Origin of the sequence: Bradyrhizobium guangzhouense (assembly GCF_004114955.1) — a bacterium.
GTDB classification, from domain to species: Bacteria; Pseudomonadota; Alphaproteobacteria; order Rhizobiales; family Xanthobacteraceae; genus Bradyrhizobium; species Bradyrhizobium guangzhouense.
Genome location: NZ_CP030053.1, coordinates 3999458 through 4021263 on the forward strand (window position 1 = coordinate 3999458; position 21806 = coordinate 4021263).

The window sequence follows — 21806 nt, forward strand, 5'->3', positions numbered from 1 at the left end:
TCGGCGGTCACGCTGCGCGATCCAGCCATGCCCGCCGCCACACTGCCATGGCCGGCTAAGGTCTTGAGCCGATTGGCAGATGTCGAAGATGCTTGCTTTTTGCCCCGCTGCCTATGTTAGAACCCGCACCGTCAAGTCACCGTGCGCCGTCTGCGCATCACCGCGAGGCGCCCGCCTTCTCATCCTTCCATTCGTGCTTTCGTCGGCATCCCGCCGATGAGGCCACAATCGGTTGATTGCCAAGGGTCACCTCTCCCGCAAATCAATCCAGAGATCATCGATGCCTGAAGTCATTTTTGCCGGCCCTGCTGGCCGTCTCGAAGGCCGTTATCATCCGGCCAAGCAGAAGAACGCGCCGATCGCGATGATCCTGCATCCGCACCCGCAGTTTCACGGCACGATGAACCATCAGATCGTGTACCAGTGCTACTACGCCTTTGCGCATCGCGGCTTCTCCGTGCTGCGCTTCAACTTCCGCGGCGTCGGCCGCAGCCAGGGCTCGTTCGATCATGGCACCGGCGAATTGTCGGATGCGGCGGCAGCGCTGGACTGGGCGCAGACCATCAATCCTGAGGCCCGCGCGTGCTGGGTCGCCGGCTTCTCCTTCGGTGCCTGGATCGGCATGCAGCTCTTGATGCGCCGTCCCGAGGTCGAGGGTTTCATCTCGATCGCGCCGCCCGCCAATCTCTACGATTTCTCGTTCCTCGCGCCCTGCCCGTCCTCTGGGCTGATCGTGCATGGCGAGAAGGACGCGGTGGTGCCGCCCAAGGACGTCAACACGCTGGTCGAGAAGCTGAAGACGCAGAAGGGAATCGTGATCGACCAGCAGGTCATCCCTGGCGCCAACCACTTCTTCGACGCCAAGCTCGAGCCGCTGATGGAAACCATCACGGCCTATCTCGACATGCGTCTCGCCAACGTGCGGTAAGGGTAAGAATGACATGACGGCGTTCGTAGCCCCGCTGCGCGCGGTCAATGTCGGCGGCACCGGCAAGCTGCCGATGACCGAGCTCAAGGCGATGTGCGAAGAGCTCGGTTTTGGCGCCGTGCGCACCTACATCGCCAGCGGCAATGTGGTCTTCACCAGCCGCAAATCGGAATCCGCCGTCAAGGCTGCGCTGGAAAAACGCTTGCACGCCTATGCCGGCGCGCCGATCGGTGTGCTCGTGCGCAGCGCGCCTGAAATGGCGGAGGTTCTGGCCGCCAATCCGTTTGCCAAAATGGCGCCCAACCGCACGGTCGCGATCTTCCTCGACAAGGCGCCGCCCGCGGACACGCTCGCCGGAATTCGCGGTCAGAAGGACGAAGAGGTCAAGCTCGGCCGCCGCGAGATCTACGCGCATTACGGCGACGGCATGGGAACGTCGAAGCTCGCGATCCCCGCCGCCAAGGCCGGCACCGCGCGCAACATGAACACCATCGCGACGCTGGCAAAGATGGCCGCGGAGCTCTGAGGCCGACGCTCAGGCGGCGAGCTTGAGCAGATGCGCATCGTGGCGAACGAGGAAGGCGCGCAGCAATTGCTGATAATCCGCGCCGACCGCAGCTCGCACGCTCGGACGCTGCGCAAGCTCGGTCCGCCACGCCCTCACCTTCGGCACGTCGCGAAAGATGCCGTGTTCGGTCAGTTCGTCGAACAGGTCGAAATAGCGGAAGACCGGCGCGAACACCGCGTCGACCAGGCTGAACGCGTTGCCCGCGAAGAACGGCCCGGCTCCGAGCGCGACCTCGACACGCGCGAATTTTGCGGCGAGCGCCTGGCGCTTGCTTTCGAAAATCGTGGGATCTGTCGTCGTCTCCAGGCCCCAGAGATCGCCGAGGATCGCAGAGCCGAACTCCATCCAGGCGCGGTGCCCGGCGCGCCTCAACGCATCCGTCGGATGCAGCTTCGCGCCGCCTTGCGTCTCCTCGATATACTCGCAGATCACGTTGCTCTCGAACAGCGCGACCTCGCCGTTGTCGGTCGTCACCACCAGCACCGGCACCTTGCCAAGCGGCGATATCTTCAGAAACCAATCGGGCTTGTTGGCGAGATCGATATCGATCCGCTCGAACGGCACGCCCTTCTCCTTCAGCGCGATTACCGCGCGCTGCACATAGGGGCAAAGCTTGTGGCTGATCAGTTTCAGTGAAGCGGTCATGGGGCAATCCCGACGGTTAGATGCAACTGCATCCAATATAGATGCAGTTGCATTAACATGTCAAGATCAATGCACTTGCATCAACCATCCGCGACGTGGCGCCGCGGCGATCAGGGCCGCGCGATTACCCCGCCCGTCATCGGCATCGGCACACCCGTGGTGGCTGGATAAGACAACGGCAGGCCCTTCAGGCCGCGCGCGGCGAGGAAGCCGAAGGCCTGCGCCTCGATGGCGTCGGAGGCCCAGCCCAGCGTCTCGGCGGCCTCGACGGTGGCCGTTCCGACCCGCTCCCTGAGCATGCGCAGCATGGTGAGGTTGCGCGCGCCGCCGCCGCAGACGATCCAGCTTTGCGGCCGCCGCGGCAGCAGCGAAATGACGCGCGCGATCGCGGCCGCGGTGAAGGCGGTGAGTGTCGCGGCACCATCGGCAGGCAGCACATCGCCGAGCTTCAACGCGGCGAAATCGTTGCGGTCGAGCGATTTCGGCGGCGGGCTTGCAAAGAACGGCAGCTCCAGAGCTCGCGCGATCCAGGCTTCATCTGCCGTGCCGAGCGCTGCGAATTTGCCTTCCGCATCGAACGCCTGGTTCATGGTGCGATACATGAAATCGTCGAGCAGCGCATTGCCGGGCCCGGTGTCGCAGGCGATCAGCGTGTCGTTGCCATCGATATAGGTGATGTTGGAGACGCCGCCGATATTGACCACGACGATCGGCCCCTCGCGGTCCAGCGATTGCGCCAGCGCCCGGTGGTAGACGGGGACAAGCGGCGCCCCCTGCCCGCCGGCCTCGACATCGGCGGCACGGAAGTCGTGCATCACGGGGATATGGATGGCCTTGGCCAGCGCCGGCGCATCGCCGATCTGCACCGTCAGCCGTCGCTCGGGGCGGTGCAGCACGGTCTGGCCGTGGAAGCCGACGATGTCGATGTCCTCAGGCCTCATCCGGTTCTGGGCGACGAAGGCGGCGACCGCCTCGGCATGGGCGCGAGTCACCACCCGCTCGGCCTGGGGCAGAATGCCCGGCCGGGCATCGCGTTGCGGGAGGTTCGCCGCCTCGCTCAGCGCCTGGCGCAGCAGATTGCGCTCGGCCGGGCTGTAGGGCCGATAGCCGGACGGTCCGAACGCCCTCACCTGCCGTCCATCGGTTTCGATCAGCGCGACGTCCACCCCGTCAAGCGAGGTGCCGCTCATCAAACCGAGTGCCGTCAACATCATGGGATCAGCGTCCTCAAACATCCCCTCCGGCATGCCGATCTTGTGCCAGAGGGACACATCTTATAATGCCACAGCGCCAAGTGGCGGGCAGCAATCGAGTTCCCAGGCAAGACCCTTAAATTGCTCCCAAAACAGTAAACCAAGAATTGTCAGGCACGCCGACAGATGACCGCATTTAAATCGGATTTCCTCAACACGCTTCAGGAACGTGGATTCATCCACCAGTGCTCCGATTTCGAGGGGCTGGACGCGCTCGCCGCCAAGGGCGAAGCGACCGCCTATGTCGGCTACGATTGCACCGCCCGTTCGCTGCACATCGGCAACTACCTGACCATGATGATGCTGCACTGGCTGCAGCAGTCCGGCAACAAGCCGATCACGCTGATGGGCGGCGGGACCACCATGGTCGGCGATCCCTCCGGCAAGGACGAGACGCGCGCGATCCGCACCATTGCCGAGATCGAGGCCAACAAGGAATCGATCCGCGGCGTGTTCGCAAAGGTGCTCAAATACGGCGACGGCAAGAGCGACGCCATCATGCTCGACAATGCGGAGTGGCTGACCAAGCTGAACTGGATCGAGATGCTGCGCGACGTCGGCCGCCACTTCTCGGTCAACCGCATGCTGACCATGGACTCCGTGCGCCTGCGCCTCGAGCGCGAGCACGAGATGAGCTTCATCGAGTTCAACTACATGGTCTGCCAGGCCTATGATTTCGTCGAGCTCGCCAAGCGCACCGGTTGTCATCTGCAGATGGGCGGCTCGGACCAGTGGGGCAACATCATCATGGGCGTCGATCTCGGCCGCCGCATGGGCACGCATCAGCTGTACGCTCTGACGACGCCGCTGCTGACCACCGCATCGGGCGCCAAGATGGGCAAGACCGCGCAGGGCGCCGTGTGGCTCAACGCCGACCAGTTCTCGCCGTATGATTTCTGGCAGTACTGGCGCAACACCGAGGATGCCGACGTCGGCAAGTTCCTGAAGCTGTTCACGACGCTGCCGATCGCCGAGATCAAAAAGCTCGAGGCGCTCGGCGGCTCCGAGATCAACGAGGCCAAGAAGGTGCTCGCAACGGAAGCGACCGCGCTGCTGCACGGCCGCGACGCCGCCGATGAGGCGGCTGAAACTGCGCGCCGCACGTTCGAGGAAGGCGCACTCGCGCAATCGCTCCCCACGGCACACGTTCCTCTCGCAACACTCGAAGGCGGTGTGAGCGTGTTAGAGGCCTATATCTTGGCCGGCTTGGTAGCCTCAAAGGGTGAGGCTCGCCGGCAGGTCAAGGGCGGGGGTCTCCGTGTGAATGATGCCGTTGTCACCGACGAAAACATGGTCCTTACGCCCGCCAGCCTGACGCCTGAAGGCGTGATCAAGCTGTCCTTCGGCAAGAAGAAGCACATCCTCATCAAGCCTGCATAGGCGTATGAGCTTTTGATGCTTGTCAGGGCGCGCGGATGCGCGCTCCCTGACAGGCAATGGATCAGAAGACCCCCGAGGAAGCGACCAGGGAACACGAAAGCACGCGGCAAGGCGCGGTGCGCACCGCGCTCGTCGTGCTCGCGCTGTGCTTCACGCTCGCCGTGCTTGGCCGCGGCCTGAGCGAGAGTTTCACCGTCTTCCTCAAGCCGATCTCCGAAAATTTCGGCTGGGACCGCGGGCAAGTGGTCTCGATCTACTCGCTGACCTGGCTGATCAGCGGACTGACCGCGCCACTGGTCGGCCGCCTGTTCGATCACTCCGGACCGCGCATCGTCTACGCGCTCGGCCTGTTGCTGCTCGGCTCGGCCTTCCTGATCGCAGGCCACGCGCAATCGCTCTGGCAATTCCAGCTTTCGATCGGGCTCTGCGTCGGCATTGGCGTCGCCTTCATCGGCAATGTGCCGAACTCGATCCTGCTCGGCCGCTGGTTCGGGCCGCGCCTGCCGACCGCGATGGCGGTGGTCTATTCCGCGATGGGCGGGGGCGTGCTGGCGCTGCTGCCCGCCTCGCAACTCCTGATCGATCATCTCGGCTGGCGCGAGACCTACCGGATCTACGGCTTCGCCGCGCTCGCCCTGCTGATTCCGCTGATGCTGCTGCCCTGGCGCGCATTCGCGGCCGGCTCGCCTTACGTCACCAAGAGGACCGATCCCGATTTCATCGACAACGGCTGGACGCTTGTCAGCGCGATGCGTCATCACGCGTTCTGGGCGCTGTTCTCGACCTTCTTCTTCACCGCGGTCGGCATGTACAGCATCGCCGCGCAGATCGTGGCTTATCTGATCGACGCCGGCTTCCCGCCGTTGCAGGCCGCGACCGCCTGGGGCTTTTCGGGTGTCGTGCTGGTGTTCGGCATGATCGGCGTCTCCGCGCTCGACGGGCTGATCGGACGGCGGCCGTCGGTATTGCTCAGCTACGCGATCTCGATCCTCGGTATCGTCCTGCTCTGGCTGCTTCAATATCATCCCGATGTCATCCTGCTCACCGGCTTCGTGGTCTGCTTCGGCAGCATGATGGGCTCGCGCGGCCCCTTGATCACGGCAACCGCGATGAAGATTTTCCGGGGTAAGCGGGTCGGCACCATCTACGGCACGATCTCGATCGGCAGCGGGCTCGGTTCGGCCTTCGGCTCCTGGAGCGGCGGTCTGATCCACGATGCCACCCACGGCTACAACGCGCTGCTGGCGTTCGCACTTGCGAGCGTCGTGCTCGGCATGATTCCATTTCTGGTTGTTCCGGCCTTGCGGCGCTAGGTCTCCCAGAGGTAACCTGACATCATTCGCGTTACCGGGGAACTACGGGCGGACACGGCGCGTAGACGTTAAAAAAATGCTGACAACGTGTGGCTGAAATTACAGCCTGCGGTGTTTTGTCCGACATGACAAAAATGTCAGCGCGAATTGACCTGGCGCAGCTTGCAGGGTGGAACCGAATGCGGTCCTAGTCGCAGCATGGATGGAGGGCACAAGCCAATGAACTTTCCCTATCTCTCTCGCTATCAACCCGTTCTCTTGAGCGTGTTTCGCTTCGTCACCGGGCTGCTGCTGTTTCAGTACGGCATGACCAAGCTGTTCCACATTCCGCAGGTGGCCGTGTTCGCAAATCCGCCGCCACTGATCTGGACGGCCGGTCTGATCGAGCTCGTGCTCGGCGCGACGCTGATGATCGGACTGTTCACCCGCCTCTCGGCCTTTATCCTCTCCGGCGAAATGGCCTTCGCCTATTTCCTCGGTCACGTCTTCCACATCTCGAAGGAAGGCCCGGCGGTGTTCCTGCCGCTGCTCAACGGCGGTACTGCGGCGATCCTGTTCTGCTTCGCTTGCCTCTACCTCGCGGCCGCCGGCGGCGGTGCGATCAGCGTCGATGCGCTGATGGGCAAGGAGAGCGAGGCGACCGGCGGCGCCTTCGCGCGGCGCTGACGCGAGCGCAATCGACCGGCAAGACCGGCGCTGGCGTTGGCTCGGTGCCGGCTCAGCGTGAGCCCAGCACGTTCCAGATCAGAACGAGCGCCGCCACGAGCAGCACGGACATGATCATGCGATGAACGAATCGGTTCATCGCTCGTCCAACCCAGCTCGATCGCCACCAAGGCTTGAGATCGTCTTGCTCCCGGAAAAATGGGCCGCCCGGCGCTCCCGATCGCTGGACGCCGCAAGCCCTCCCGCCAACACAAGCCTTCCGCTAACGCCGGGCGCTGCAGCCGCCCGGCAGCGGCCTTGCCGTTCCCGTCGGGCTGTCGGATTGCGACGAGGGTAGCTCGTCGATACCAGCGCTTTGTTGCTTGCCGGTGTTGAACTCGAAGATCTTGCGGAACATGCCGGGCATCATCGCCGAAATGGGGTTGACGCGCATCGACGGCTTGTCTGGCGTACCGACGACCTCATAGGTGACCCCGATCAGTCCTTCATTGCTGCCACCGCCGAGGATGAGACCAAAGAACGGAATCTGCGCCGGGATGTTGTTGAGCCCATAGGCGGGCACGAACGTGCCGCTCATGCAGACCTGATTGCCGGGATAGTCGATCGAGCCTTCGATCGTGGCACCGATCATCGGACCCTTGACGACACCATCGCGGATGGTGAGCACGCCGTTCTGGCGGGTGAACTCGGCACGCAAGGCGCTGAACGAGACGCCAGTGCCGCCCGGCGTGCCGTTCGGCGCGCCAGCGGCCACGCGCTCGAGCTGCGCCTCGCCCTTCACCGTGAAATCGCGCACGTTGACGAGACCTTCCCTGGGCGCCGACGCATCGGCGGCGGGCGGCTCCATCGCCACCACCAGCTGGCCGCCAACCGCCTTGGTATAGGTGTCGGTGAACTTCAGCAGCGATCCCGCATCATTGGTCTGGAGATAGATCACCTCGCGGCTGCCTTGCGCGCGCCCGCCGCGCAGATCGGCTGCCACCGGGGTGTTTTGGCCGATCCTGCCACTCAGCGTAAACGCCTTGATCACCCCGGCGCGCTTCGACATCTTGGCGTCGACGCTGCGCATCGTCTCGCCGTTGAATCCGGCGACCGTGCCAAGCTTCACGTCGATGTCGAAATCGACGTTCTTGAGCTTGCTCTTGCTGTCGTCCTTCGAATTGCCTGAGATCGCCGACTTCAGGAAGCCGCGGCCGTCGAACACGTCGCCGCGCATCGTGCCCCTGACCACGCCGTCCTGACCGCGCTCGACCTTCAACGACGTCTTGTCACCATCCGACGGCGAGTAGACCGGGAAGTTCGCGTTCATCAGGTCGCCGTTCGGGTCGACTTCCAGCGAACCCTTGATGGAGGCGCCGCCGCCTTCGATGACGATGTCCTCGAGCCGCGTCGATTGCGCCGTCGGGACCACTTTGAACGTGGCCTTGCTCGCCTTGCCGGGCAGCTTGACCCAGCCGGGAAGGATGTTGTCGAGCTTGACCGAGGTGAGGTCAGCCTCGATGCCGAGCTTGGTCGTCTGGTCGGGGCCGCCGGCAATCTTGCCGGACACCTTGATCGGCACCGAGCCGCTGACGGCGGGACTGAGGTCGAAGCCGAGGCGGGCGCGGCCGGCGTCATCCAGCGTCGTCTGCAGCTTGACGTCGGCGTCGCCATCGCTCGCCTTGCGATAGTCGAGCGAGGCCGCCTGCCCGTTGATCTTGACGTCGCCCTTGACCTGGTAGCCCTGGTTGTTGGCGACGATCTTGAGATTGTTGGCCTCGAGCTTCTGGTTCATCACCAGCTTTTCGGCACTGAAACCGTTGAGATCGGCGGTGACCGCGTAGACGGTGTCCGCCTTGGTCAGCTCGCCCTTGACCGGCAGGCCGAGCTGGATGTTCGCCGTGAAGGTGCCCTTGCTGGTGTTGGGATCGACGACGGTCGACGACAGATCACTGAGCCGATCATTGGACAGCATTTCGGCGGCGGCCGGCACCGGACCATCGACGCGGAAGCGCGTGCGCGAGGGCGACGGCTTTGGCGCCATGTCCGGCACCTCGAAGGTGAAGTCGGAGATCGTGATCTTGCGGCCCGCCGGCGTGTCGGCAATGCCCTGGGCGATGTTCACGGTGGCCGTGCGCCCCGTCACATGGGCCTTGAGGTCGGCGTCGTGCACCACAGGCATGCCGTCCACAGGGCGTACCGCGACGCCGCTCGCCACAATGTTGACCGACAGGCCGTCATCGGGAATTGGCGGGCCCTTGCGCGGAAGGTTGCGGGTCGGCGAGTTGACGCCGACCTCGATGCGCTGAAGCGTGCCGCGCTCGATCCGCTCGATCACCCACTGGCGCAACTCCGGCACCACCAGCGTTGGCCACATCCGCTTCAGGGCGGAGGCCGACATCGGCGTTCCCGCAAAGCCAAGCGTCAGGCGCGGCTCGCCGGAATAGTCGATCGCACCGGTGCCGGCGACGCCGATCTCGCCGTTGCTGATATCGGCCTGCGTCAGCAGCATGCGCTTGTGGTCGGTGTCGAAACGGAAGCCGATCGCGATGCGGTTGAAGACGAGCGGCGGCTCGTTGTCGATGCCGCCGAGCAGGATCGAACCTCCGCTGAAGCCGAGCTGCCAGTCGTTCACGGTGCCGTTGGGCGGCTCGAGATGGGCCAGCAGCGTCAGACGGTTGGCGCCCGAAATGATCTTGAACGGCGCGACCAGCACCCGCCGATTGGCATCCCATTCGATGTTGATCTCGGCCGAGTCGATCGCCATCGGATAGTCGGGCGTGTCGGTGTCGATGATGTTGCCCGCGCCGATCGTAACCTTGCCGCGGAAGAACGTCGGCACGCCGTCGCGACCGAGCTCGCCTTTCAGCTCGCCGGTAAGCGGCAGGTCGGCCGTATAGGTCAGGTCCTTGACGCGAAGCGCGAGCAGGATGTTCGAGGTCGAGAGCTTGTCGGCGCGGATATCGACCGAACGTACCCCATTCTCGCTCGGTCCGATCGTGGCGCGCAGCGACCACGGGTGCGCGCCCTCCTCGCCGAGACTGAGCGCGACGCCGCCCTGGCTTGGCCGGCGCAGGCTGAGCGTGATGTTCTCAAACGTCCATTTGCTGCCGCGCTGCTGGTCGTCGACGATCAGATTGCCGTTCTTGAGACCGATCTCGTTGAGGTTCTGGCCGTCGAGGCCGGTCATGCTCAGGCTGTCGAGCCAGTCGAGCCCCTGAAGAATGCCGCTCTGCGCGGCCGGTTGAGGCGCAGTCTGGGATGCGTCCGGCGTTGCGGGCGCCATCCCGAAAGGCGGCGGCGGCACGCCGTTACGCGGGAATGTCGGCGGCAGCCCCGCCTCCTTCTTGGAGGCGACGCCGGTTGCGAGCGGCTTCGCCGTGTCGCCGGCGGAGACGGTGACGGTGCCGTCGGGCGCGATCCGGATGGCCAGTTCGGCATCGACGAGGTTGAGGCTTTCGGCGCGCAGGCGACCGGTGAGAAGAGCCGCCCCCGACAGTCTCACCTCGGCCTTCGGCGCACTGGCGACGATGGCATGGTCATGGTCACGAACGATGATGTCTCGGATACGCACCGCGATCCTGATGCGTCCCGCGCGCTCGATCTGGGTGCCGCCGACCTCCACGGTGTTGCCGTGACCGATATTGTCCTCGATGGCGGCGGCGAGCCAGGGCGTCGCCATGTCGAGATTGATCGGACCTGCGCCAAGGCGCCACCATAGCGCGCCAAAGCAACCGACGAAGATGACGATCAAGGTGCCGACGACAAAGGCCATCCGCCGCAGCCAGCGACCGCTCGGCAGCGCGCGCCGAACGACTGAGAAGCCAACACCGACGCGGAAGCGCGAGGTGGAACGCGACAAAAGGCGGCGTGCGCGGTGGCCCGCCTCCTCTTCCTGGTCCTGATCCCAGTCGGCCCCGTCCCATTCCGGCTCGTGATGGCCGGCATGTCGATCGAAGTCCCGATTGTGATCCTGGATGTGATCTTGGGGCGACGTATTCCTTGCCATTGCCTCTCGATACAGGCGCCCGTCGTAAGTCTGAGCGCCGCCGGGACCGCAGCCATCGACGGGTATAGACGCTCCCCGCCCCGGCATTGCCGCCATACCTCTGATGTTCCTGCTGTTCGTCATTTCGCCCCGGGAGCGCGTTCAACGAGCAGTGGGGTGGTGCGTGGAATTCCTTGTAACCATACTCCGTCGCCGCCAAAATTGCCCAGCCGAGGGCGCGAATCCGGCACACCGGAAGAGAGCTGCAATACCGCTTTGGTTGACCCGCCGAAAGCGACGAAAGGAAGGCGTATGTCCAAGAAATCCCGAAAGAAATCGTCCAAAGCGCCCTCCGGTAGTCTGACCGCTAAAAAGAAGCCCGGGAAAACGCGGGCAACGACTCAAACACGCAGCGCGAAAACACAGCCGGCATCGGCAGGCAAATCAACCAAGACGGGCGCAAAACCAACATCGCATAAGGCCGCATCGAAACGGTTAAAATCTTCTGAAAAGGCCACCAAGCCCGCTCTCGCGGCGGCCGGCGCCAAAACTGCTTTGGCCGCGGGCCAGAACGCGCCCGCGTTCCGCCTGCCCCGCGACGGCGGCGATACCGTTACCCTGTCGGACTATGCCGGCCGGAAGCTGGTCCTGTTCTTCTATCCCCGCGCCGACACGCCGGGCTGCACCCGCGAGGCGATCGACTTCACGCGGCTCAGGGGCGACTTCACAGCCGCTGGCACCGCCGTGCTGGGCATTTCGGCCGATCCGTTAAAGGCCCAGGAGAAGTTTCGCGACAAGCATGGCCTTGGCGTTCCCCTGGTCTCCGATGAACACCATGAGATGCTTCAGGCCTATGGCGCGTGGGGTGAAAAATCCATGTATGGCAAGACCTTCCTCGGCATTCTTCGCACTACGGTGCTGATCGGAAGCGACGGCAAGATCGCCAGGATCTGGCGCAATGTCCGCGTCGACGGCCATGCCGACGAGGTGCTGGCAGCGGCAAGGAGTCTTTAACCAGCCCGTTAAAATCGAGCGTTCCCGTTTCCGGAAAATTAACCATGACCGGCCCAGATTGCTGCGGCAATTAAGCCGCAAGGAACCGTTCCGACCGGCGCGGGAGTGCCGATGTCGAAAAGTTCTGCCCAATATTCGCAGTACCCCCAGCATCACCCCCACGACCGCGGACGGCCATTCCTTCGCCGTCCCGCCGCTGCAGCGGCAGCAGCCGCTATTCCCCTCCCCGATACCGACGACGCCTACACCATCGTGCATCATGGCAAGCAGGTCCGGCTCGGGCCCGTGGTGTTCTGGATCGTGGTCGGCACCATCGTTCTGCTCGGGCTCTGGTCGGCAGCGACCGCGACCTATTTCGCCTTTCGCGACGACGTCCTGACCCGGCTGATCGCCCGCCAAGCCGAGATGCAATACGCCTACGAGGACCGCATCGCCGAGCTGCGCGCCAAGGTCGACCGCACCACCAGCAGGCAGTTGCTCGACCAGGAACAGTTCGACCAGAAGCTCGACCAGATCATGAAGCGCCAGACGGCGCTGGAGTCCCGGGCCACGGCGCTCGGCGCCATGCCCGACGTGACCGGATCGATCCCGCGCGCGGCGCCGCAGCGTGGCGAGGCGAACCAGACGACCCAGGGCACGCCAAAACCGTCGCCGATCAGCGACACCGTAATCTTCGTGGCGCCGCCCGACCGTGAGGCACGGCTCGAATCCCGCGCCCCGGCCGTGATCGCTCCGCCAGTCAATCAATTCGCCAAGAACCAGGGCTTTGACAATGTCCTGGCCCGGCTCACGAACTCGCTCGACCAGGTCGAGCGCCGCCAGGTCGCCGCGCTGAGCGCCGTCGAGGAAGGCATGGATTCGCGGATGCGGCGGATGCGTGGCGTCGTCAGCGACCTCGGCCTGAACCTCGCCAGCCTCGAGGCCGCGGCGCCACGCGCCCCCATGGGCGGCCCGTTCGTGCCGGTGAAGCTCACGGCCAATGCAGGCCCGTTCGAAAAGCAGCTCTATCGCATCAACGTCACGCGCGCCGAAATGGACCGGCTCAACCGCACGCTGGCGCAGGTGCCCTATCGCAAGCCCGTCGTCGGCGAAGTCGAGTTCACCTCCGGCTTCGGCGTGCGCAGCGATCCCTTCCTCGGCCGGCCGGCGATGCACACCGGTCTCGACTTCCGTGCCGCGACCGGCGATCCCGCACGCGTCACCGCCAACGGCAGGGTGGTCTCGGCCGGCTGGTCCGGTGGTTACGGCCGCATGGTCGAGGTCGATCACGGCAACGGGCTGTCGACTCGCTACGGCCATCTCTCCGAGATCAACGTCAAGGTCGGCGAGATCGTGAAGATCGGCCAGGTCATCGGCCTCGTCGGCTCGACCGGACGTTCGACCGGTCCGCATCTGCACTACGAGACCCGCATCGACGGAGAAGCCGTCGACCCGCAGAAGTTTTTGCGCGCCGGCGTGCGGCTCAGCGCAGGCTAGGCGCCGCGCTGAGCGGCGTCCGCCGCCGCCCCTGACTACTGGCCATGCTCGTGCCCGACCTCGCCGGTGATGACGTCGCCGAACAGCTCCCAGACCTGCCCGTTGAAACGCATCAGCTGCATCTGCTCGATCGGAAAGTAGTCGTCCGGTGACGTGTTGACCATGATGCCAGGCAGCATCAGGTCGGTGTGAAAATTCTTCAGGTTCGCCGCCTGCTTCATGACGTTCTCGCGCGTGAGATTGTCGCCGCACTGCTTCAGGACCTGCGCCATCGCCTCGGCTTGCACGTAGCCATAGAGGTTGTTGGCGTTGGTCTTGTCACCGTCGGGATAATACTTGTCCATGAACGCCCGCCACGCGATGACCGCCGGATCCTTGTCCCATGTCGGATCGGTCGGATCCTTCAGATAGGCGGTCGAGATGATGTCCTTGGAATATGCGAGCCCGGCGGGCTTGAGCACCGAGGCGATTGAGGTTGCGGTATTGGCAAGGAAGAATTTTGGCTTCCAGCCGAGCTCACCCACCTTGCGGATCGCCTGCGCCGAGCCCTTCGGCGCGGCCCATGAGAAGAAGATGTCGGCGCCGGAATCGTGCAAGGCGACGATCTGCGAGTCGATCGAGGGATCGCTGACCTCGTAGGATTTGTCGGCGATGATCATGCCAGCCTTGTCGCCAAGGCCGTCCTTCAAGCCCTTGAACTGATCCTTGCCGGCATCGTCGTTCTGCCAGAACACCGCAATCTTGCCATTAGGGAATTTGTCGAGGATGTATTTCGCGTAGATGCGCCCTTCGCTCTGGTAGTTGGGCTGGAAACCCATCGTCCATGGAAAGTTCTTGGGGTCGCCGAACTTGGTGCCACCGGAGGCGACGAAGAGCTGCGGCACGCGCTTGGCGTTCATGTACTTCATGATCGCCGAGTTCGAGGGCGTGCCGAGCGCCTGGAAGATCAGCAGCACCTCGTCGCTCTCGACCAGCTTGCGCGCCTGCTCGATCGCCTTCGGCGGCGAATAGGCGTCGTCATAACTGATGAAGTTGATCTTGCGTCCGTTGATGCCGCCTTGATCGTTGATCATCCTGAAGAACGCCGCCTCGGTCCTGCCGATCACGCCATAGGACGACGCCGGCCCGCTATAGGGCATGATGTTGCCGATCTTGATTTCGGTGTCACTGGCGCCGGGATCGTATCTCTTCTGCGCCGAGGCCGGTGTCGTGACGAGCAGGCCGGCAGCAAGCATGGCGAGGGCAGCAAGGCTTTTGCGACGACCCGGCATTGGTCTCTCCCCAATTTGTAGTCTTGTTTTGTGGAGAGTGTCGCAAGGCGGCCTGCAACTGGCAAGCGGCAGGATTTTCCGTGGAGCGAAACGGTCGCCGCGGAACTCAGCCGTTGAATTCCGATTAAGACGGCTTCTTCGGCCGCGACACCAGCTCGATCATCCTGCCTTCGTCGTCGTCGGGCATCGCGGCCTTGGCCTGCGCGTAAGCCTCGACGGCGGCGCGCGCAACCAGCGGCTTGTCCGCGAGCAGGCTCTCCGCCAGCTTGACCGCATAGGCGGCATCCTTGTGCCGCAGCGCCGCCGTAAACGTCGCGCCGCTGAAATCGCGGGCGACCATGCGCTTGGAGTGACGCTGCACCTGCGGGCTCGCGGCAACGCCTGACAGGATCGATTCCAGCACCAGCTTCATGTCGAGCCCGGCCTGCTCGGCGATTGCGAGCCCTTCCGCAAGCCCGGCGATCTGGATCGCGCCCATGAGATTGTTGATGAGCTTGTAGACAGTGCCGGAGCCGACTGCGCCGAAATGCCTGATGGTCGAGCCGATCGGTTCGAGGAAAGGCTGCGCGCGCTCCAGGTCGGCCGCGTCGGCGCCAACCAGCAGCGTCAGCTTTCCGGCCGCTGCCGCGTCCGGCAATCCCGTCACGGGACAATCGATATAGATGAGCCCGCGTGCATTGAACTCGCGGCCCATCTCGCGCGCATGGTCGTAGGAGACGGTGGAGCACTCGATCGCGATGGTGCCCGCCTTCGCGGTCTTGGCGGCGCCGTTGGGGCCGAGCCAGACTGTGCGCGAGGCTTCGTCGTCGGCGACCATGGTCACCACGGCGTCCGCGTCGATCGCGGCATCCTCAGGCGAGGTCGCCCACTTTGCGCCGCGTGCGATCAGGTCTTCCGCTTTGGCCTTGCTGCGATTCCACAACGTCACCGTGAAGCCGGCATCGAGATAGCGGCCGGCCATACCGTGGCCCATCCGTCCAAGCCCGATGAAGGCGACGCGGGCCATGGTCAGTCCACGTCCTCGACATCGCCGGCGGTGGTGCCGAAGGCGCGCTGCGCCAAGGTCGCCGCCATGAAGTCGTCGAGCTCGCCGTCGAGCACCCCCGATGTGTCGGAGGTCTGCACGCCGGTGCGGAGATCCTTCACCATCTGGTAGGGTTGCAGCACATAGGAGCGGATCTGGTGGCCCCAGCCGATGTCCGTCTTGGCGGCCTGGTCGGCGGCGGCCTTCTCCTCGCGCTTCTTCAGCTCGATCTCGTAGAGGCGCGCGCGCAGCATGTCCCAGGCCTGCGCCCGGTTCTTGTGCTGGGAGCGGCCGGCCTGGCAGACCACTGCGACGCCGGTCGGAATGTGCGTCAGGCGCACCGCGGATTCGGTCTTGTTGACGTGCTGACCACCGGCGCCGCCCGAGCGCATCGTGTCGGTGCGCACGTCGGATTCCTTGATGTCGATCTTGATGCTGTCGTCGATGACAGGAAACACCTGGACGCTCGAGAACGAGGTGTGCCGCCGGGCGTTGGAATCGAATGGCGAGATGCGCACCAGCCGATGGACGCCGGCTTCCGTCTTCAGCCAGCCATAGGCATTGTGGCCGGAGACCTGGATGGTCGCGGACTTGATGCCGGCCTCTTCGCCCTCGGACTCTTCGAGGTATTCGACCTTGAAGCCATGCGTTTCGGCCCAGCGCGTGTACATGCGCAAGAGCATCTGCGCCCAGTCCTGGCTCTCGGTGCCGCCGGCGCCGGCATGGACTTCGAGATAGGAATCGAAGCGGTCGGCCTCGCCCGAGAGCAGCGCCTCGAGCTCGCGCCGCGCGACGTCCTTCTTGAGGTTCTTCAGAGCGGCTTCAGCTTCCGCTACGACACCCGCATCGCCCTCGGCCTCGCCGAGCTCGATCATGCCGATATCGTCTTCGAGCTCCTGCTCGACCTTGCCGATGCCCGAGAGCGAGTCCTCCAGCGAGGTTCGCTCCTGCATCAGCTTCTGGGCTTTCTGGGGATCGTTCCAGAGGTTGGGATCTTCTGCGAGCTTGTTCAGCTCCGCGAGGCGCGCCGTCGATTTCTCGACGTCAAAGATGCCTCCTCAGCAGCCCGACTGACTGCTTGATCTCTTCTACCAACCGTTCGATTTCGGCGCGCATGTCGTTCTCTGGTCTCGCGGAATGTTCCGCGTCTGATGGCAACGGGGATGTAGCGGCGGCTGCGCCAAAGCGCAACCGCCTGCCGCGCCTGTCTCGGGCGTTATCCGCTAGTACAGGCCGCCTGTGCCCGGTCGCATGAAGAAGCCGGAATCCGGCGCCTGCTGCGGCGGCGGCGCGCCACCGCGCCCGTCGGCGTCGGCAACGCCGATCACCGAGTAATTGTCCGGCGGTGCGGTGCCCGGCTTGAAGGCTTCGAGGATGGTGCCGCCGGTCTCGCCGGGACCGGCGCGCATGCCGGTCTTGGAGACCACGCGGATCAGCTTGATGCCGGCCGGCACCTTGAACGGAACCGCAGGCTTGTCAGCCAGCGCGAGCTTCAGGAAGTCGCGCGCGATCGGCGCGGCCAGATGTCCGCCGGTCGCTGCATTGCCTCTGCCGAGCGGACGCGGCTTGTCGTAGCCCATGTAGATGGCGACCGCGACGTCAGGCGAGAAGCCGACGAACCAGGCGTCCTTGGCCTCGTTCGTCGTACCGGTCTTGCCGGCGATCGGCTTGCCGACCTCCCTCACGACGGTTGCGGTACCGGCCTGCACCACGCCTTCCATCAGCTCGGTGATCTGATAGGCGGTCATGGAGTCCAGCACCTGCTCGCGGCGGTCGATCAGCTGCGGCTCGGGCTGGTTCTTCCAGCCGCCCGGCGCGTCGCAGCCGCGGCACTCGCGCTGGTCGTGCTTGAAGATGGTGTGGCCGTAGCGGTCCTGGATGCGGTCGATCAGGGTGGGCTTCACGCGGCGCCCGCCATTGGCGATCATCGAATAGGCCGTGACCATGCGCATCGCCGTAGTCTCGCCGGCGCCGAGCGCGTAGGAGAGATAATTCGGCAGCTCGTCATAGACGCCGAAGCGGCGGGCATACTCGCCGATCAAGGGCATGCCGATGTCCTGCGCAAGGCGCACGGTCACCGTGTTGAGCGACTGCCGCAGCGCGTTGCGCAGCGTCACCGGCCCCTGATATTTGTTCGCCGAGAAGTTTTCAGGTCGCCAAACGCCCGCGCCCTGGCCCTGGTCGATTTCGATCGGCGCGTCGAGCACGACGGTCGAGGGCGTATAGCCATTGTCGAGCGCCGCCGAATAGACGATCGGCTTGAACGACGAGCCGGGCTGCCGGTAGGCCTGTGTGGCGCGATTGAACTGGCTCTGGTCGAACGAGAAGCCGCCGACCATCGCGAGCACGCGGCCGGTCCAGGGATCCATCACCACCATCGCGCCCGAGACTTCGGGGATCTGGCGCAGGCGATACTGGCCTTCGACCGGTTGTCCCTCCTTGCTGTAGAGCGGATCGGCATAGATCACGTCGCCGGGCTGGAGCACCTGGGCCACCGACGTCGGCGTCTTGCCCTTCAAGTTGCCCTGGGCCGCCCTCGCCCAGCGTACGCCGTCGAGCGTAACGAGGCCGGTCTCGCGCTGCTTGCTGACGGCACCGCCGAGCTCGCGGTTCGGCTGGAAGCCGATACGTGCCGACTGGTCGCTGGTTTCCAGCACCACCGCCATGCGCCACGGCGAGATATCGGAGAGCGACTTGATCTCAGCGAGCTTCACGCCCCAATCGCCCGAACTATCGAGCTTGCTGATGGCGCCGCGATAGCCCTGCTGCTCGTCATAGTTCACGAGGCCGGCGACCATGGTCTTGCGCGCCATGACCTGGATCTTCGGGTCGAGCGTGGTGCGGACCGAGAGGCCGCCCTCGTACAGCTTCTTCTCGCCATAGCGCTCGAAAATGTCGCGGCGCACTTCCTCGGCGAAATATTCGCCGGCGAAGGTGTGGGCACCGTTGGAACGGTTGGTGACGACCAGCGGCTCCTTGCGCGCCTTGTCGGCGTCAGCCTGCTTGATCCAGCCGTTTTCCTGCAGACGGTCGATCACGTAGTTGCGGCGCTCGATGGCGCGATCGCGGTTGCGCACCGGATGCAGCGTCGCCGGCATCTTCGGCAGCGCCGCGAGGTAGGAAGCTTCCGCCACGGTGAGCTCGTTCACCGACTTGTCGAAATAGACCAGCGAGGCGGCGGCGATGCCGTAGGCGCCGAGGCCGAGATAGATTTCATTCAGATACAGCTCGAGGATCTTGTCCTTCGAATAGGTCTTCTCGATGCGCATCGCGAGCAAGGCTTCCTTGATCTTGCGCGAGAAGGAGACCTCGTTGGTCAGAAGGAAGTTCTTGGCAACCTGCTGGGTGATGGTCGACGCACCCTGCGGACGGCGGTTGGAGCCGAAGTTCTGCAGGTACAGCACGCCGGCGCGCGCCATGCCGGTGTAGTCGATGCCGCCATGCTCGTAGAAATTCTTGTCTTCGGCGGCGAGGAACGCGTTGATCACGAGCTTCGGCACCGCCTGGATCGGCAGGTACAGGCGCCGCTCCTTGGCGTATTCGCCGAGCAGCGAGCCGTCGACCGCGTGGACGCGGGTCATCACCGGCGGCTCGTAATCCTGAAGCTGAGAGTAGTCGGGCAAGTCCTTGGAGAAGTGCCAGATCAGGCCTGCCGCGGCACCGACACCGACAAGGAACACCACCGTTCCCGCAGCGAACAGGAAGCCCATGAACCGCACAAGCAAGCGCATTATGTGTTTATCCGTTCAATCCCAGGATCAGTCCAAAGATCAGCCCAAAGCACCCCAAACGGGCGCCGTTCTCACGTCGCGAATTCACCGGCCTACTCAATACCATTGATGCCGGACCGAAAGACGCTTGCCGAACGGGATTCTCGTCGATTCCGGAACCCCCTGCGTTGTTTTTATAAGGCGTCCGCTGTGGCCAAACTAGGGCTTAACAACGGAACCGCCATTCCCCTTCTTCAATTCCCGGCCCCCGCCGTCGCCATTCGCTTGGCCAAAAAGGTATCGATCGCCTGGGCCATCGAACCGACGGCCTTGGACCGCCACCCCTCGGAGACGAGGTGCTCAAGATCGCCCTTGTTGGAGACATAGCCGATCTCAACCAGCACCGAGGGCACGTCGGGCGCCTTCAGCACCCGGAACCCGGCCGACTTCAGGGGATGCTTGTGCATCCGCATGGTCGTCTTCATTTCGCCCATCAGCAGATGCGCAAAACGGCTTGAAAAGGTACGGGTTTCCCGCTGCGTGAGATCGATCAGGATGTCGGCGACATCGGTCGGCTCTTCCGCGAGATTGAAGCCGGCGATCGCGTCGGCGCGGTTTTCAGCATCGGCCAGGCGCTGGGCCTCGGCGTCGGAGGCCTTGTCCGACAGCGTGTAAATGGTGGCGCCCTGGGCGTCGCCCTCGGCCTTCGGCAGCGCGTCGGCATGAATCGAGACGAACAGCGCGGCATTCAGATTGCGGGCAACCTTGGGCCGGTCGTTGAGCGGAATGAAGGTGTCGTCGTCCCGCGTCATGACCACCCGGTATTTGCCCGATTTTTCCAGCCGGTCGCGCAACGCAAGGCCAAAGGCCAGCACCAAATTCTTCTCGCTCTCACCGCTCGACTGGGTGCCGTTGTCGATGCCGCCATGGCCGGGATCGATCACGACGACCGGGCGGCCGTCGGAAGGTGGACTCGGCTTCTGCTGCGCCGGTTCGGGCGCGGCGGGGACTGTCGCGGGCGGAACGGCGGCAATCGTCGGCCGCAGTTCGGGGCGATTCTCCGGAGGGGGAGTTTGCACGAAAGCCGCACGATCGACCTCTTCGAGCTCCAGCACCAGCCGCGCCGGCTGGCCGTTGGCCGCATCGAGCACGTAGGAATTGGCGATCTTGGCGGGCCCGGTCAGGTCGAATACGATTCGGGAGCCGCCGGGCATCACCAGCCCGTAGCGGAAGGCCTTGACCAGCCCTCGCCCGGCCCCTGTGCCCGGCGCCAGCTGAAAATTGACCTGGGGAACATCGACCACCACCCGATAGGGATCAGCAAGCGTCGTTGCGCGAAAGCTGACGGACCGGTCGAGATCAAGGATGAAGCGGGTCTGCTTGCCGTCACCGGCGAGGCGCGCGGCTGTGGCGACAGGAAAATTTGCTGCCGCCACAGAGGGTTGCGACGAGCTCTCCGCCGCGCTCAGGCGCGAGGAATCGGCGCATGGCAATGCTGAGGCGCATAGAAGCGCAAATCCCAGCAAAACCCGTTGATTTGTGCGGCTCGCCACCGAATCCGTGCCTCCGAGCAGCCCTCTTTAACGCAATAGAACCACAGGGTTAATCGGTCCTTAATGACGGAAACGCGAAACTCTTGGACTGTGACCGGCGTGCGACGCTCCCTTGCACGGATGGCCCATTCCTCGTATGTACGGAATGCTGACGGCCAATAATTTCCGGTTGTGTCGCATTCAGCCTCCCGGTGCAGCGCCGGAGCTCCCAAGATTCGGGAATTCCAGCGTTTTTCTGTTCCCCTCAACGACCAGCGCGGTGCGCGGCAGCGAGGCGGAACGGGGCAAGCCCCGGCGGCGGACGGTTTCCGGTTACCACACTGTTTCCGGGACAGTTTTGACAGCGATGCGGCCAGTTACCCATCCCCTCAATCCAGAGGGGGCGGTTCTTGATCCAGGGCGAGCGCGCACGCGCCATGCCTGGCCAGCAGCAACTGTTTAGGGGCGGCCCCGCCGCCCAGTGTTTCATACGGGCCGACGCTTGATGCGCCAGACTGTGCCGACGAATTCTGAAGGACCTTTCGCGACGCTGCGGAGCGAAAATCCCGCGCGCCGCTTCGGTCCTGAAGCTTCCGATTCGGCAAGGCGCGAGAGACGGCGTTTCGGCCTTCCCCTCACCCCCGAATCAGGTGGACCGTCGCGTCACCCGGCAGCGCTCTTCGCGCCCACGGTGAACCGCGCCCGCCGCCGCCAAGAGTTAAGACATGCCCAACAAGATGTTGATCGATGCCACCCACCCGGAAGAGACCCGGGTCGTCGTGGTCCGCGGCAATCGCGTCGAAGAGTTTGACTTCGAGACCGCGCAACGCAAGCAACTGCGCGGAAACATTTACCTCGCCAAGGTCACCAGGGTCGAACCCTCGCTCCAGGCCGCCTTCGTTGAATATGGCGGCAATCGCCACGGCTTCCTCGCTTTCAGCGAAATCCATCCCGACTATTACCAAATCCCCGTCGCCGACCGGCAGGCACTGATCGAGGCCGAGGAGCAGGCGCATCGCGAAGCCGAGGAAGAGAGCGAGAACCGCTCCCACGGCCGCC

The 21806-nt window shown here is 64.3% G+C and carries 16 protein-coding genes; 7 read left to right on the plus strand and 9 right to left on the minus strand.

What is annotated here, in order from left to right; genetic code table 11:
- The first annotated feature begins 280 nt into the window (after positions 1-280).
- Positions 281-928: an alpha/beta hydrolase gene (locus XH91_RS19280; protein ID WP_008143006.1), complete on the plus strand. Its 648-nt coding sequence runs from the start codon at positions 281-283 to the stop codon at positions 926-928.
- Between the two features lie 13 nt (positions 929-941).
- Complete coding sequence (locus XH91_RS19285) at positions 942-1454, plus strand: DUF1697 domain-containing protein (RefSeq protein WP_128952031.1); 513 nt, start codon at positions 942-944, stop codon at positions 1452-1454.
- Positions 1455-1463: 9 nt separating this feature from the next.
- Here XH91_RS19285 and XH91_RS19290 read toward each other — a convergent pair whose 3' ends face one another.
- Both XH91_RS19290 and XH91_RS19295 read right to left on the minus strand, forming a co-directional pair.
- Positions 1464-2141, minus strand: a complete 678-nt coding sequence (locus tag XH91_RS19290) for a glutathione S-transferase family protein (RefSeq protein ID WP_128952032.1) — start codon at positions 2139-2141, stop codon at positions 1464-1466.
- 110 nt (positions 2142-2251) lie between these two features.
- The gene (locus XH91_RS19295; RefSeq protein ID WP_128952033.1) at positions 2252-3355 is read right to left on the minus strand and encodes an anhydro-N-acetylmuramic acid kinase; all 1104 of its coding nucleotides are present in this window, start codon (positions 3353-3355) and stop codon (positions 2252-2254) included.
- A gap of 165 nt (positions 3356-3520) precedes the next feature.
- Here XH91_RS19295 and tyrS point away from each other — a divergent pair, with 165 nt between their 5' ends.
- From tyrS to XH91_RS19310, 3 genes are all read left to right on the plus strand, one after another.
- Positions 3521-4774 (plus strand): tyrosine--tRNA ligase, encoded by a 1254-nt coding sequence (gene tyrS / locus XH91_RS19300; RefSeq protein ID WP_128952034.1) that lies wholly within the window; start codon positions 3521-3523, stop codon positions 4772-4774.
- Between the two features lie 56 nt (positions 4775-4830).
- Positions 4831-6087: an MFS transporter gene (locus XH91_RS19305; RefSeq protein WP_128952035.1), complete on the plus strand. Its 1257-nt coding sequence runs from the start codon at positions 4831-4833 to the stop codon at positions 6085-6087.
- A 219-nt stretch (positions 6088-6306) separates the two neighbouring features.
- Complete coding sequence (locus XH91_RS19310; protein ID WP_128952036.1) at positions 6307-6753, plus strand: DoxX family protein; 447 nt, start codon at positions 6307-6309, stop codon at positions 6751-6753.
- A gap of 262 nt (positions 6754-7015) precedes the next feature.
- Here XH91_RS19310 and XH91_RS19315 read toward each other — a convergent pair whose 3' ends face one another.
- Entirely contained in the window at positions 7016-10828 is a 3813-nt protein-coding gene (locus tag XH91_RS19315) for a YhdP family protein (RefSeq protein ID WP_164933823.1), read from the minus strand.
- A gap of 204 nt (positions 10829-11032) precedes the next feature.
- On the opposite strand from XH91_RS19315, the gene XH91_RS19320 reads away from it, so the two are divergent.
- The gene (locus tag XH91_RS19320; protein WP_128952038.1) at positions 11033-11734 is read left to right on the plus strand and encodes a redoxin domain-containing protein; all 702 of its coding nucleotides are present in this window, start codon (positions 11033-11035) and stop codon (positions 11732-11734) included.
- 111 nt (positions 11735-11845) lie between these two features.
- Positions 11846-13210, plus strand: coding sequence for a M23 family metallopeptidase (locus tag XH91_RS19325; protein ID WP_206733503.1), 1365 nt, complete (start codon positions 11846-11848; stop codon positions 13208-13210).
- 35 nt (positions 13211-13245) lie between these two features.
- On the opposite strand, the gene XH91_RS19330 is transcribed toward XH91_RS19325, so the two are convergent.
- From XH91_RS19330 to XH91_RS39910, 6 genes are all read right to left on the minus strand, one after another.
- A complete protein-coding gene (locus XH91_RS19330; protein WP_128952040.1) occupies positions 13246-14481 on the minus strand; it encodes an ABC transporter substrate-binding protein in 1236 nt (411 codons plus the stop codon).
- 124 nt (positions 14482-14605) lie between these two features.
- Positions 14606-15487, minus strand: coding sequence for an NAD(P)-dependent oxidoreductase (locus tag XH91_RS19335; protein WP_128952041.1), 882 nt, complete (start codon positions 15485-15487; stop codon positions 14606-14608).
- Between the two features lie 2 nt (positions 15488-15489).
- A protein-coding gene (gene prfB / locus XH91_RS19340) for a peptide chain release factor 2 (RefSeq protein ID WP_128952042.1) occupies positions 15490-16621 on the minus strand; the annotation gives its coding sequence in 2 pieces (ribosomal slippage) (positions 15490-16551 and positions 16553-16621; 1131 coding nt in all).
- Between the two features lie 107 nt (positions 16622-16728).
- Positions 16729-19236 (minus strand): penicillin-binding protein 1A, encoded by a 2508-nt coding sequence (locus XH91_RS19345; RefSeq protein WP_128952043.1) that lies wholly within the window; start codon positions 19234-19236, stop codon positions 16729-16731.
- A 233-nt stretch (positions 19237-19469) separates the two neighbouring features.
- Complete coding sequence (locus XH91_RS19350) at positions 19470-20768, minus strand: N-acetylmuramoyl-L-alanine amidase (RefSeq protein WP_128952044.1); 1299 nt, start codon at positions 20766-20768, stop codon at positions 19470-19472.
- 614 nt (positions 20769-21382) lie between these two features.
- Positions 21383-21799 carry a hypothetical protein gene (locus XH91_RS39910; protein ID WP_283810012.1) on the minus strand — a complete coding sequence of 139 codons (417 nt, stop codon included), beginning with the start codon at positions 21797-21799 and terminating at the stop codon, positions 21383-21385.
- Positions 21800-21806 lie beyond the last annotated feature (7 nt).